13 protein-coding genes are annotated in these 12,604 nt (G+C 61.5%); 11 read left to right on the plus strand and 2 right to left on the minus strand.

The genetic code is table 11. The features are described 5' to 3' along the window. Positions 1-138 precede the first annotated feature (138 nt). The 5 genes from PV375_RS09580 (at position 139) to rplA (ending at position 5,286) form a co-directional block, all read left to right on the plus strand. Complete coding sequence (locus tag PV375_RS09580) at positions 139-558, plus strand: hypothetical protein (RefSeq protein ID WP_332107115.1); 420 nt, start codon at positions 139-141, stop codon at positions 556-558. Between the two features lie 177 nt (positions 559-735). Then, positions 736-1,938 carry a hypothetical protein gene (locus PV375_RS09585; protein WP_332107116.1) on the plus strand — a complete coding sequence of 401 codons (1,203 nt, stop codon included), beginning with the start codon at positions 736-738 and terminating at the stop codon, positions 1,936-1,938. Continuing rightward, on the plus strand, positions 1,935-3,869 hold the full coding sequence (locus PV375_RS09590; protein WP_332107117.1) for an ABC transporter ATP-binding protein/permease: 1,935 nt from the start codon (positions 1,935-1,937) through the stop codon (positions 3,867-3,869). The genes PV375_RS09585 and PV375_RS09590 overlap by 4 nt, the downstream gene beginning before the upstream one ends. Positions 3,870-4,036: 167 nt before the next feature. Further along, positions 4,037-4,471, plus strand: coding sequence for a 50S ribosomal protein L11 (rplK, locus tag PV375_RS09595; protein ID WP_201518524.1), 435 nt, complete (start codon positions 4,037-4,039; stop codon positions 4,469-4,471). 122 nt (positions 4,472-4,593) lie between these two features. After that, positions 4,594-5,286, plus strand: coding sequence for a 50S ribosomal protein L1 (gene rplA, locus PV375_RS09600; RefSeq protein WP_201521146.1), 693 nt, complete (start codon positions 4,594-4,596; stop codon positions 5,284-5,286). Between the two features lie 76 nt (positions 5,287-5,362). Here the strand turns inward: rplA and PV375_RS09605 are convergent, their stop codons facing one another. Further along, positions 5,363-6,376 carry an NADP-dependent oxidoreductase gene (locus PV375_RS09605; RefSeq protein ID WP_230972586.1) on the minus strand — a complete coding sequence of 338 codons (1,014 nt, stop codon included), beginning with the start codon at positions 6,374-6,376 and terminating at the stop codon, positions 5,363-5,365. Between the two features lie 113 nt (positions 6,377-6,489). Between PV375_RS09605 and PV375_RS09610 the strand changes: the two genes are divergently transcribed. The 3 genes from PV375_RS09610 (at position 6,490) to PV375_RS09620 (ending at position 9,504) form a co-directional block, all read left to right on the plus strand. Beyond that, on the plus strand, positions 6,490-7,524 hold the full coding sequence (locus PV375_RS09610) for a 1-phosphofructokinase family hexose kinase (RefSeq protein WP_332107118.1): 1,035 nt from the start codon (positions 6,490-6,492) through the stop codon (positions 7,522-7,524). Between the two features lie 57 nt (positions 7,525-7,581). Then, positions 7,582-8,430 (plus strand): YqaJ viral recombinase family protein, encoded by an 849-nt coding sequence (locus tag PV375_RS09615; RefSeq protein WP_332107119.1) that lies wholly within the window; start codon positions 7,582-7,584, stop codon positions 8,428-8,430. A gap of 168 nt (positions 8,431-8,598) precedes the next feature. Then, entirely contained in the window at positions 8,599-9,504 is a 906-nt protein-coding gene (locus PV375_RS09620) for a transporter substrate-binding domain-containing protein (RefSeq protein WP_201518521.1), read from the plus strand. A gap of 37 nt (positions 9,505-9,541) precedes the next feature. Here PV375_RS09620 and PV375_RS09625 read toward each other — a convergent pair whose 3' ends face one another. Then, positions 9,542-10,240 (minus strand): NAD(P)H-hydrate epimerase, encoded by a 699-nt coding sequence (locus tag PV375_RS09625; RefSeq protein WP_332107120.1) that lies wholly within the window; start codon positions 10,238-10,240, stop codon positions 9,542-9,544. 312 nt (positions 10,241-10,552) lie between these two features. Between PV375_RS09625 and rplJ the strand changes: the two genes are divergently transcribed. The 3 genes from rplJ (at position 10,553) to PV375_RS09640 (ending at position 12,481) form a co-directional block, all read left to right on the plus strand. Then, positions 10,553-11,068 carry a 50S ribosomal protein L10 gene (gene rplJ / locus PV375_RS09630; protein WP_201518519.1) on the plus strand — a complete coding sequence of 172 codons (516 nt, stop codon included), beginning with the start codon at positions 10,553-10,555 and terminating at the stop codon, positions 11,066-11,068. Positions 11,069-11,114: 46 nt separating this feature from the next. Beyond that, complete coding sequence (gene rplL, locus PV375_RS09635) at positions 11,115-11,504, plus strand: 50S ribosomal protein L7/L12 (protein WP_201518518.1); 390 nt, start codon at positions 11,115-11,117, stop codon at positions 11,502-11,504. Between the two features lie 209 nt (positions 11,505-11,713). Continuing rightward, positions 11,714-12,481, plus strand: a complete 768-nt coding sequence (locus PV375_RS09640) for a hypothetical protein (RefSeq protein WP_332107121.1) — start codon at positions 11,714-11,716, stop codon at positions 12,479-12,481. Positions 12,482-12,604: the final 123 nt, after the last annotated feature.

Here is a 12,604-nt window from a genome sequence, read left to right on the forward strand (position 1 = left end):
TGTTCTCCGCCAGGATGCGATCTTCCACGAGGCGGACCACACGGTCCTTAGCATCCTGATCAAATTTTCTAGGCATGTTCCAGATTTTCCCATCTACTCAAACGGAACAAAACCTGGGGCACTTCAGCCGAAGACCAGGTGCTTGATGATCGTCGCTTCGGATTGTGGGTTGAAGATCGCGCGACTGTCTATGGCTACAGCGATCCTCCAAGCACTGTGGCGCTCACCTGGGACCAGGACGCGGCTGCGGGCGGCGACCAGTGGCAGGCTGCGCTTGACCGCTGCGAAGAAGAGTTCCTGAACGACCCAGAGACAGCAGCATTCCAGGCGAACAACGACGAAAACGACTTTGGTCGGGCCAGCGAACTGAGCACCGACGCCTATCGACTCGCTGCTGAAGACCCCGAGTGGGAAGCTGCCCGCAAACCTTGGAAACAGTGCCTGCAGGATAACGACCTGACCCCACCCGAGCAGCCGGAAGAGTGGAGCGCGCTGTCGAGACGCAGCAGCTGCTCGAGTCTGACGGCGCTGAATCGAGTCAAGAACTCCTTCGGATAGCAGTCATTGAGGCTCGGTGCAATAACGACACCTCACTCACTCAGCGACTGGGTGACCTGGTGGCCTCGTACGAGCAGCCACTTATCGACCGCCACGAGGCCGAACTGAAACCCCTTAAGGAACGTAAGCAAGAGATACTTCAGGCCGCGCGAGACTACATTGCAGCGAAGGGCTGAAATGCCAACACGAAACAAGATGACGCGCGAGCCTGCGCTTTCGAGGGTCGCGTTCCCGGGGCGAACCATCGTTGCTGCGTCAATTGTGCTGGTTGCTGTGGTTGGCGCGTTCTTGCTGGGCAAATTCACCACTTCGCCGCGCAATGACGCACTCGTTGCAGCTACCGCATCGATTCCAGCCACCGCGCACGTTGAGCGGCGGTCGGTGGTTGCCCAAACAGTGGTGCAGGGGGCGGTCTCCGAAGGGAAGACACAGCGAATTCGACCGGCAGCATTGCCTGAGGCCCCAGTCATCACTCGACAACTTTTGCAGACAGGCAGTGAAGTCACTCCGGGTGCGCTGCTTGGTTCGATTGCGGATGTGCCGGTGTTTGCGCTGCCGGCGCCATTGCCCCTCTATCGCGATCTGGTTGGCGGTGATGAGGGGGACGACGTCGCTGCCCTGCAAAGCTCGCTGTCACGAGCCGGTTATGCGGTCGAAGTGACGGGCAGGCTCGACTGGGACACAATGGCCACCGTCATCTCAATATTCAGTGAAGCGGGATACTCTCTTCCTACGCGTCCGATAGCCGCGCCACCGGCCGATGCCGTCGAGGAAGAGGCAACCGACGACGGCGCTGCGACTGAACAAGAGCCGTCAGTGACAGAGACAGTGGAGCCGGTAATTCCGGCGGCGGCTTTCGCCGCCGTCGAGAATGGCCGCGGCACTGTCATCTCAGCTGCCGCGCCGGCTCATACGGTCACAGACGAAGAACCTTTTGCAACCGTGCGGGTTGGCGACCGGATGATTACCGCAAGAGCCGATGTGGCCAGCGTCGAGCAGTTCTCGGAGGGCGCTACCGTAACCATCACCGGTGCCGGGACAACCTTTACAGGCACCATCGAGCGTGTCGGCGCCTTTGACGCGGGTGGGGAAGGGCGCTCACCCGGCCACGACATTGTGGTGAGCTCCACCGATCCCAAACTTGCCTCGCTAAACACCGGCACGCAGGTGCAGGTGAAACCAGAAATCACCGCTGATCAAGTAACCGCAGTACCGGTAACCGCGGTGCGGCACGATGACGAGGGCGACTACGTTTTGGTACCGCCCTCAGAAACTGCGCAATCACCTCGTCGGGTTTCGATTACCGTCATCACCAGTGCCGGCGGTTGGGCAGCGATTGAAGCACCTGGCTTGGATATTGGCGATCCGGTGCTGATATGAGCGCCCTCATTGAGCTACAGGGGGTCACGCGCCGTTACGGCACCGATGCCAGTGCCGGGGTGTTCGATATCGATCTAGAAATCCATTCCGGTGAATACATTGTGATCGTCGGTGCCTCGGGTGCCGGTAAGAGCACCCTGCTGCAGCTGATCGGGTTGTTGGATGTGCCCGATGAAGGAAGCTATTGCTACCAGGGTGCTGACATGCTCACCGTCAGCGAACGTGAGCGAGATAAGCTGCGCGCCACAAGTTTCGGGTTTGTCTTTCAGGCATCGCATGTGCTGCCACACCTGAGTGCGCACGCTAATGCTGCACTCGGAATGGTTCCGAACGCCGTACCGCTCGATGAACGATCCCAGCGAGCATATCGGGCGCTTCAGCGCCTCAATATCGCTTCTCGCGCACAGACTCCTGCCGGTGTGCTCTCGGGTGGTGAACGGCAGCGGCTGGCAATTGTCCGGGCACTGGCCACCGGTCCAGCTGTGGTGCTGGCAGATGAACCTACCGGCAGTCTCGACTCGCTCAACGGCGAACGAGTGCTCGAAGATCTCGAAAGTTTGCACGAGCTCGGCGCAACCGTCATCATCATCACTCACGACGAAAAAGTTGCCGAGCGCGCCCATCGCACTATTCGCATCGTTGATGGCCGGATCGTTGAAGACACCGGGCCGAATCCACCGTCGACGCGGCACACTGATGAACCCGTCGAAAGTGGCGCCGAAGCTTCGTCCGCCATGCAGCCAAGACCAAAGAACTGGCACGTACGAGCCGCCGATGTGGTCAGCGAGGCACTCACCGAAGTGTTGCTGCGGCGCATCCGCACCGGGTTCTTGGTGCTGGCCTTTGCGCTCGGAATTGGTGGACTTGTGACCTCGGTGGGCCTGAGCCAGACCGCAGCGGTACAAATTACCGATCAACTCGACGCGGCAGCCTTCGATGAAGTGCGCATCACGCTGCCAGAGGTTGCGCCGGATCAATTACGCGAGCAGCTCGTAGAGAGTCGCGAGCGCACGTTACAGCTACCGCACCTTGAATATGCCACCGCCAGTGTGCAGCTTCCCTTCGGCAGCACAGGAGTTTCTCGACTGCAGGGTGACGCGGAACCCCCAACTACGCCGCTTCAACTCATTGCAGTTGATGACTCGTTCTTTGCGGCGAACGACCTTACACTTTCACAGCCGCACCGAGTTGAGCTGTTTGCGGCATCAAATATTGCGACAGTTGCAGTGGTGGGAGCTGAAGCGCAGCGTGCGTTGCAGTTACCAAGCTCCGGCGAAGACGGCACACTCGTGGTTGGTGGTCACTATGTTCAGGTAGTTGACACTTTCACGACCGGTGACCGTCGCCCCGGGCTTGACAACGCCATACTCGTGCCGCTTTCGCTCCTATCAAAGTTGCCTTCGGGCCAGGCCGAATTGCTGATTCGCACCGAGCCTGGATATGCGGCAGCGATTGCCGAAGCGGCACCACTGCAGCTCGACGCTGCTGAACCCGGCAAGTACCGCGTACAAACCGTCGCTGACCTGCGGAACTTGCGTTTCGGAGTCGCTACCGACCTTGATGCGCTGGTGGGGATCATGGCGGTCACGCTGCTGGTGCTGGCCACGGTGAGTGCGTCGACGTCGATGTATCTTTCGGTGCTCGCGCGATCTTCCGAAATAGCCTTGCGGCGCGCCTTGGGGCTGTCACGTAGCGGAGTCGCCGCCCGATTTCTCGTCGAGGGCGTCTTGATAGGTTCCATCGGAGGAGCCCTTGGTGCGCTTGGCGGTGTGGTGGGCGTATTGCTCGTGTCATTGGCACAGGGTTGGGAAGCCCAAATATCATCCTGGCTTGTGCCTCTGAGCATGGGAATCGGTGTGATTTCAGGTCTCACCTCGGCAGCTGTGCCGGCGGTAATCGCCAGCCGTCAACCGCCCAGTTCAGCCCTGTAATCGCATCCGCAGACACGGCATGGTGGCGTTTCGCGCCTAACCGGGGTAGCCTGTTTAGGTTGTGCTTTGGCCGCTAGGCAGGCCAAGACAACAAGCACCGCGCGCGGGATCGGCCCGCGAGGCGGGAGAGGGATGCTTGCGGCATCCACTCGATGAAAGGAAAACACATGGCACCGAAGAAGAAGGTCGCGGGTCTGATCAAGCTGCAGATCCAGGCTGGCGCCGCTAACCCGGCACCCCCGGTTGGTCCGGCTCTGGGTCAGCACGGCGTCAACATCATGGAGTTCTGCAAGGCGTACAACGCCGCCACCGAGTCGCAGCGCGGCAACGTGGTTCCGGTTGAGATCACCGTGTACGAAGACCGTTCGTTCACGTTCACGCTCAAGACTCCGCCGGCAGCTGAACTCATCAAGAAGGCAGCCGGTGTGAAGAAGGGCTCGGGTGTGCCCCACACCAACAAGGTCGGCAAGATGACGCTCGACCAGTGCCGCGAAATCGGCCAGACCAAGATGGCCGACCTCAACGCCAACGACGTTGAAGCCGCTGCGAAGATCATCGCCGGTACTGCCCGTTCGATGGGCATCGAGGTCACCGGCAACTAGCCGCACCCGCGTGGGTTCGCATCCTGCACCGAGTGCACGGGGCATGAACGCCGCGCATCCCAACTTTTAGCGGGAGAGCCAGCCTGGCTCGTTCGACCGCACACTCTCGTAAGGAGCACAACATGGCAAAGAAGTCGAAGGCGTACCGCGCCGCGGCCGAAAAGATCGAAGAGGGCAAGCTCTACACCGTTGATGCGGCTGCCGTGCTTGCTAAAGAAACCGCCTCGCAGAAGTTTGACTCGACCGTCGAGGTTTCGATGCGTCTGGGCGTCGACCCCCGCAAGGCCGACCAGATGGTGCGCGGCACCGTCAACCTGCCGCACGGTACCGGTAAGACCGCTCGCGTGATCGTGTTCGCGCAGGGTCCCGCCGCCGAAGCTGCCCTCGCAGCCGGCGCCGACGAGGTCGGTAGCGACGAGCTCATCGCCAAGGTTGCTGACGGCTGGACCGACTTCGACTCGGCCGTCGCCACCCCCGACATGATGGGTAAGGTCGGTCGTCTCGGTAAGGTTCTCGGTCCCCGTGGCCTCATGCCGAACCCCAAGACCGGCACCGTGACCCCGGATGCAGCCAAGGCTGTTACCGACATTAAGGGCGGCAAGATCGAGTTCCGCGTTGACAAGCACTCGAACCTCCACTTCATCGTGGGTAAGGCTTCGTTCGACACCGACAAGCTCGAAGCGAACCTGCGCGCCGCGATCGAAGAGGTCGTGCGCCTCAAGCCGTCGTCGTCGAAGGGCCGCTACATCATGAAGGCCAACGTTTCGACCACGTTCGGCCCGAGCATCCCGCTCGACGTTTCGGCACTGTCGTAACCGTCAAAATTGATGACCGGTTCAGAGGGGTTCAGCATTAGCTGAGCCCCTCTGACGTTTCCCGCTTATAGGTGAGCTACCGGCGCAAATCAAACACGAGTTTGCCGCGCGTGTGCCCCTGCTCAATACGCGCGTGTGCCTCGGCAGCCTCGTCGAGACCAAATACCGCATCAACATGCACGCGCAGATCGCCCTGATCAAACAGCTGCGCGAGCGTGCGCAAAATGCGGCCCTCGGGCGAGAGTTTCAACACCGACGCCCGCAGTCCGCGGCCGGCCGCCGCGACCTCTTCGTGCATCGTTGGCCACGATCCGGTGGGTACATTGATGATCAGGCCGCCATCGCGCAGCACCGAAAGCGAACGCGTGCCGGTGTTGTCGTGCACGTTGCCGATCAAATCAATGACTACATCCACCGGTTCATCAATTACCTCTTCAAATCGCTCATTGCGATAGTCGATCACCCGGTCGGCACCCAGCTCTCGCAGCCACTCATGGTTGTGGACGGATGCGGTGGTGACCACCTGCGCGCCGTAAAACTTCGCCAGCTGCACCGCAAAATGGCCCACGCCACCGGCGCCGGCGTGGATGAGCATCCGCTGCCCGCTGTGCACCCGGGCTGCTTCAACAACCGCCCACCACGCGGTGAGTGCCGCCAGAGGCACCGCACCGGCCGCGGTCCAATCGAGCGAACGCGGCTTATGGGCTAGCGACATCATCGGCGCCGAAACATACTCGGCCTGCGCACCCTGATAGTGGGGTGTGAGCAGCATGCCCCACACCTCATCGCCCGGCTGAAATTCGGCGAGCTCAAACGGTGCTTTTACGACCACACCGGCAAATTCGCCACCGAGCACAAACGGGTGATCAATCACCGCGGCCATCCCAGATCCCGCGCGAGTCTTGGTCTCAATCGGGTTGATCCCGGAGGCATACACTCGCACCAGCACATCGCTATGCACCACGATCGGCAGCGGCATCTCGCGCACTTCGAGGCACTCGGTGCCGCCGATCCCGGTGGCAACCAGTGCGCGCATCCGATCGCCGGTGGGAAGCAGTGACGAAACATCCTTGGCAGTTGAGTCGGTCATGCCCCAAGTGTGCCCGAGGCGCGCTTGAGAAACCGTGACCGAATCGGCCGGATGCGGAGCGACTATTTACGCAAAAGGGTTAGTTTGGATGCACTTAGTGGAAGGAACTCGTAATGGCCGCAGTGGTTTCGCTCACCCCCGCACCCGTGATCGACCGCACCTACTTTGTGGACGTGTTTGACGCCGGCAAAGTCAACCGTGCAACCGAAATTCAGGAGTTCCTCTCGGGTAAGGGCATCAATGTTTCACGCACGCTGCGTGTTGCCGGCGTGCCCACCTCGGCAGTGCTGCCGATTGGTCGTGAAGATGAACATCTGCTTTTCCGCACCCCGCACCCGCAGATTTTGCGCATCCTGCCAATTCCAGGCCGGATGCGAGTAAACACTGCGATTCTCGAAACGAACGGGCGCACCACCAACGTCAACCAGCAAGCGGTGCCGATTCCGCAGCGCGCGTGGGATGACGTGATTGAAATGGCGGTCAACGAAATTCAGTCGCTGCGCGCTGACTGGCTGGTGGTTTCGGGATCGATTCCGCGCCATCCCGAAACCGACGAAAAGGTTGATCTGGGTGAGCTGTTCAGCGAGGCGCGACGTCTGGGCACCCGCGTGGCGTTTGATTCATCCGGTTCATCGCTCGAAAAATGGACGAACTCGGGGCTGGTTGACCTCATTAAGCCCAACGCTGATGAGATTGCCACGCTGGTGGGTCGTCATCTCGAAACCGTCGGCGATGTGCTCGAGGCCGGTCGGGAAGTGGTTGAAAACAGTGGCATCGAGGTGGCGCTGGTGTCGATGGGCGGCGATGGTGCGCTGGCCATCACCCGCGACGAAGCGTGGTGGGGATACGCTCCGGCGCGCGAGGTCGTGAACACCACCGGTGCCGGGGATGCGTCGCTCGCCGGTTTTGTTGGGCATTCGATTCAGGGGCGCGGCCAGGCTGGTGGTCGGGCCGACTACGGTACGCTGCCGAAGCTGTCGCTGCAGAAGGGGCTGCGCCACGCCGTCATGTACGGTGCGCTCGCCGTTGAGGTGCCCACCACGATCATCGAATCGATGGATACGCTGCCGCAGGCAACTGTTGAACGGCCCGACCCTGACAAGCCGCTGTCGGAGCCAACAAAGTTTTTTGAGACGCCGTCGGCCTAGAGCCGTTCGGTGCATCCTCGGCGGGGGAGGCCGTGCGAACGAGGATGCGGTGGCACAATGGCCGGCATGGTCTTTTTCCGTCCCACGCAGCCGGAATCGGCCGGGGCGCGGATTCCAGAACCTGGAGACTTCAGTCCGCTCGCCCTCGCGCTGGCCGACCCCGAGTCTCGCCCTGATGAGCTCGCCGAAGCTACTGCCGTCGATATCGCCAAAGCCAGGCTGCAGCCGGCGAGTTTTGTGGTGCCCGAAACCCGGCCGGCCGACTCGGTACTCGCGCCGAGTGTGGGCACGGTCTGGCGCGCGGGAATCCTCGACGAACTCAAACAGCCGCGAGTGAGCGGTGAGCTGGCAGGCCGCATCGTGTGCGCCGCCGAAGATACTAACCGCTGGTTGCAGGCGCGGCGTCGGGGAGTGACCGCAACCGATGCGGCGCGGCTGGCAAGCGCGAAATCGGTGCGTTCAGTGGTGATCGACAAGGTGCAGGGCGGCGGTTTCGTTGGGAATGCCTATACCGAGCACGGGCGCAAGCGCGAACCGCAGATTGTGGAATGGATGCGGCAGCGACACGATATCGCCGGCTGCGGGCTGCTGATTCGCGCGGCCGATAATGAACGGCATCTTGCCACGCCCGACGGCTTGGCGCAGTGGGGCGATGAGGTGGTGCTCGCCGAAATTAAGACCACCAATAAAGACTGGAACCGCATCCCGCCGAAATATCTGCGGCAGGTGTGGTGGCAGCAATATGTGGTTGGGGTTGAGCGCACGCTTTTTGTGTGGGAGGTGCACCACAATTTTGTGGTGCAGGATGCTGAGCCTCGCGCCGTGTGGATTGAGCGCGACGACGCGCAAATCGAAAAGCTCGTGCGGCTCGCCGACCACGTGCTCGAACAGCTCGACTCGCTGTAGGCAGAGTGCCCGCGGCTTTGCCGTGGATGCGCTGTGCAGGGTCGAGTCAAAATTGCTGTCATGACTGGCCTGGGCAGCGTAAAAGCATCACTTTTGCCCGCTGGTGCACAGTTTGGTTCGGCTAGAGTGTCCACACTCTTCTATCAATGACGCTAGTCGGGGTGAACCATGCCTTTTCGTTTTCGAGCCGCTTCGCTGATTGCAACAGCCGCCTGCACTCTGCTCTTTGTTTCCGCCTGTAGTGCTGGCGACGTTGCCCCGGGAACGACAGCGGCGGAATCCAATGACACCGGAACCGAGGCCGACGCTCGCGAGACTCTCGACCTCGCCCCGGTCGCTGACGGAGTGCTGCACACGTGCCTGACCGGCGACTACCGTCCCTTCAGCTATGCAGCCGGTGGTGCTGATGAGTTTGAAGGAATCGACATTGAGATGGTCGAGGCGTTCGCGGCAGACCTCTCGGAGCAGACGGGCCGTGACATCACAGTTGAGTACGTCAAGACCTCGTGGAAGGAACTCATGCCTACCTTCCTTTCGAGCTGCGACATCGCTGTTGGCGGTATCAGTGTCACCGACGAACGTAAGGAACAGGTGGCGTTTTCAATTCCGGTTATCCACGGCGGCAAGGCTGCGATCACCACGTGCGGTGACGAGGAGGACTTCGACACCATCGCAGAGATCAACCAGCCGACGACAGTGGTGATTACCCCGGTCGGTGGCACCAATGAAGAATTCGCGAATGAGCACTTCAGCGACGCCGAGATCATCCGCTTCGATGACAACAATTCGATTTTCGAAGAGATCGTTTCCGGGAACGCAAACGTGATGGTCACCGACGCCCCCGAGGTGGTTTGGGCTGCACACGAGCACCCCGAACTGTGCCAGGTGAATGCGGATGAACCCTTCAATACACAGGAACTCGCATACATGCTGCCCAAAGACGACGAAGAGTTTCGGGATGCGGTGAACACCTGGCTCGAGCGAGCCTTCGAAGATGGCACCTGGGACGAAGCCACCCGCGACTGGTTCGGCGAAGACTCGGTGTTTTCTTCCGAGAACCGGCCCGCAAGCTAACCAGATTACGGATGCCCGTGGCGTAGGCCGGTGCTGACTAGTGAACGGTGATGCTCGGCGTCACGCCGAGCAGCCCCTGGCTGGCACCGATTGGTTCGAGCCAGACCTTGCCGGCATAGTCGGGGCCGTCGCCCTGCAAAAGCCCTGCCTTGACGCCGATGAAGGTGACCGTCAGATGAGCCGCAAGCACCGCATCCGGTTCGGAAACTTCGCCGCTATCGGGGTCGATTCCGCTGGGAATATCAACCGCCACCACGAGCGGGCCGTTGTCGATTGCGGCCTTCACTGCGGCAACCACCTTGCGAGCGTTTCCACGCAGGGCGGGCGGCCCGCCCGCGGCCACGCCGCCCGAGCCGATGCCGAGCACGCCGTCGACCACAACATCAGCGGCTGCTGCGCTTGTGGCGGCCGCATTCGGATTGGCGGGGTCCGCCAGCAGGTGCGCGCCAGCGGCGAGAGCGGCTTCGGATGCGGCGGCGGGGAGTTTGCCCATCGCCGCGACGATCTCTACCGAAGCACCAGCGCGTGCGAGCTCGGCCGCAGCATAGAGCGCATCCCCGCCGTTGTCGCCGGCGCCGGCGAGCACGGTGACGCGGGCTGTTGTTGGTGTGGGCAGTAGGCTCAGCACGTGGTCGGCGAGCGCTGCCGATGCGCGCTGCATGAGCGGCACATTGCGTGCGAGCAGGGGCGCTTCGGCGGCGCGGATTTGCGCGGCGGTGTATCCGAGTTTCGGCATGTCTTCAGTATCTCGCGCCAGTTCGCGACCTAACTCAGATTTCTGCTTGCGCCTGCGTAACGTCTATGGCTACTATTGACACAGCCTTAGACCGCTGGTGACTGGCGTGTGCGCAAGCAGATGTCAGACGAAGGTTCCGATGAGACGGCCCGCGCAGGTGACCACGAGCATTCTCGCATGCGCATTCGCGCGTTCGCGCTCCGGCCATCTGCCGGAGCGTTTTTTCGTGGACTTGGTGCCTCGTAGAGAAGCGCACCGGCGGTGCGTCCGGCGCATCCGTGTCGGACGTGCAACAGCATTGAGAGGAGACCCATGGCGAACAAGGACGCAGCTATCGCCGAACTCACGGACAAGTTCCGCGAGTCGTCGGCGATTGTGCTGACCGAGTACCGCGGTCTCACCGTGACGCAGCTAAAGACGCTGCGCCGTTCACTCGGTGAGCACGCAACCTACGCCGTGGCAAAGAACACGCTCGCCAAGATCGCGGCCAAGAACGCCGAGATCGAAGGCATCGACGACTACCTGAGCGGTCCGACCGCTATCACGTTTGTGACCGGTGAAGTTGTCGACGCTGCCAAGGCACTGCGCGACTTTGCCAAGGACAACCCTCTCCTGGTGATCAAGGGCGGCTACTTCGACAGCAAGCCGCTCACCCCGGAAGAGGTCAACAAGCTCGCCGACCTCGAGTCCCGCGAAACGCTGCTCGGCAAGCTTGCCGGCGCGTTCAAGGCCTCGATGTTCGGTGCCGCATACATGTTCACCGCGCCTGCGTCGAAGGCGGTTCGCACTATCGACGCGCTGCGCGAAAAGCAGGAATCCGCGAACTAGTCCAACCGGACCCGCGGCGTAATTTCACCATCTAAGGAGATACAAAATGGCAAAGCTCACCGCTGAAGAGCTCATCGAGCAGTTCAAGGAGCTCACCCTCATCGAGCTCAGCGACTTCGTGAAGCTCTTCGAAGAGACCTTCGACGTTACCGCTGCTGCTCCGGTTGCAGTTGCTGCTGCGGGCGCCCCCGCTGCCGGTGGCGACGCTCCGGCTGCTGAGGAGAAGGACGAGTTCGACGTCATCCTCGAAGCCGCTGGCGACAAGAAGATCGCCGTCATCAAGGAGGTGCGTGGTCTGACCTCGCTCGGCCTGGGTGAGGCTAAGGCTCTCGTTGACGGTGCCCCCAAGGCTGTGCTCGAGGGTGTCAACAAGGAAACCGCCGAGAAGGCCAAGGAAGCCCTCGAGGGCGCTGGCGCAACCGTGACCCTCAAGTAGTCACGTTTTTCTCGCGGCTCAGCCGCAAACCTGGTGCGGGTCCAACTGAAAGGTTGGGCCCGCATCGTTTTTTCCTGAGCGTGCCGGGCGAGGGGTCAGTCTTTAGGTAGATCTTTAGAGATGCGGTCGGAATTGCCGCACTGTGACGGTAGTATCTCTATCAGATTGTTATTTTTCGTGGCCGGTGGCCTGACTCAGGGGGATGGGGCATGCTTCGCTCACCAGCATCGAGCTGGCACAAGCTGGTCGGCACCTCGCTTGTTGTTGCCGGTCTAGTCCTGGTCGCTCCCGCGCTCACCGCAGCGGCCGACGTTCCCGATAGCACCGACGGCATTTTTTCAGTGGATCAAGACGGCCGCGTCGATCAGCCCGGCGAGCTCGTGACTGACCCACCCCAGCCCGAACCGACCGGAACTGAAATTCACGAACCGCCGGCGGATCCGACGACGACGCCCGAACCGACTGAAACCGGTGCGCCGACAGAAACTGCACAGCCCACTCCGACTCAGAAACCCAGTGAAACCGTCGGCGACCCGACGCTCACGTCGGGCGAGACGACTGAACCGGATGCCACCACCACTGAACCTGCTCCGGACGAGTCTACGACGCCACCCTCGCCGACGGAGCGCCCGGAGGCCACTGAAACTGCGCCCGCGACCGATGAGGACGGCAGTGACAATGCCGGTAGCGGCGGTGGGGCAGTGGTGCCTGCCGAGCCTGGTAATGGCGGTGCTGTGCAGCCGCGGGTGACTTCGACGCATGCTTCTGTTGAGGGGTACGAAAGCGTGCCTGCCGGTGCGTTCGAGGATGCATTAAAGACTTCGGCTGATAAAGCCGGTCAGCAAGAGGGTGCGGCCAAAAAGCAGAAGATTGTCGGCACCGGTGTTGATGGCACATTTGGCGTGTTTGGCTGGTTTGCTGTTGCGCTCGGAGTTTCCGGGCTACTGCTGCGGCTGCGCCTGCGTCGCAACGCCTAGGTGTACTGACCACGGAGGTTAGGCACGCGCGGCGGGTCGGCTGGACATAGGGGAAGACCTCTGATTGGAGTGTGGGACTTACCACAGCCGCCATCTCGCACATACAGAGGTCTTCCATGTCCC

Source organism: Gulosibacter sp. GYB002, assembly GCF_036577665.1.
Classification (GTDB): Bacteria; Actinomycetota; Actinomycetes; order Actinomycetales; family Microbacteriaceae; genus Gulosibacter; species Gulosibacter hominis.

Coding starts and splice junctions, on each gene's coding strand:
- rplA (WP_201521146.1), top strand. CDS start 4,594: ATGGCAAAGAAGTCGAAGGCGTACCGCGCCGCGGCCGAAAAGATCGAA.
- PV375_RS09640 (WP_332107121.1), top strand. CDS start 11,714: ATGCTTCGCTCACCAGCATCGAGCTGGCACAAGCTGGTCGGCACCTCG.
- PV375_RS09620 (WP_201518521.1), top strand. CDS start 8,599: ATGCCTTTTCGTTTTCGAGCCGCTTCGCTGATTGCAACAGCCGCCTGC.
- PV375_RS09605 (WP_230972586.1), bottom strand. CDS start 6,376: ATGACCGACTCAACTGCCAAGGATGTTTCGTCACTGCTTCCCACCGGC.
- PV375_RS09615 (WP_332107119.1), top strand. CDS start 7,582: ATGGCCGGCATGGTCTTTTTCCGTCCCACGCAGCCGGAATCGGCCGGG.
- PV375_RS09610 (WP_332107118.1), top strand. CDS start 6,490: ATGGCCGCAGTGGTTTCGCTCACCCCCGCACCCGTGATCGACCGCACC.
- rplL (WP_201518518.1), top strand. CDS start 11,115: ATGGCAAAGCTCACCGCTGAAGAGCTCATCGAGCAGTTCAAGGAGCTC.
- PV375_RS09585 (WP_332107116.1), top strand. CDS start 736: ATGCCAACACGAAACAAGATGACGCGCGAGCCTGCGCTTTCGAGGGTC.
- rplK (WP_201518524.1), top strand. CDS start 4,037: ATGGCACCGAAGAAGAAGGTCGCGGGTCTGATCAAGCTGCAGATCCAG.
- PV375_RS09590 (WP_332107117.1), top strand. CDS start 1,935: ATGAGCGCCCTCATTGAGCTACAGGGGGTCACGCGCCGTTACGGCACC.
- PV375_RS09625 (WP_332107120.1), bottom strand. CDS start 10,240: ATGCCGAAACTCGGATACACCGCCGCGCAAATCCGCGCCGCCGAAGCG.
- rplJ (WP_201518519.1), top strand. CDS start 10,553: ATGGCGAACAAGGACGCAGCTATCGCCGAACTCACGGACAAGTTCCGC.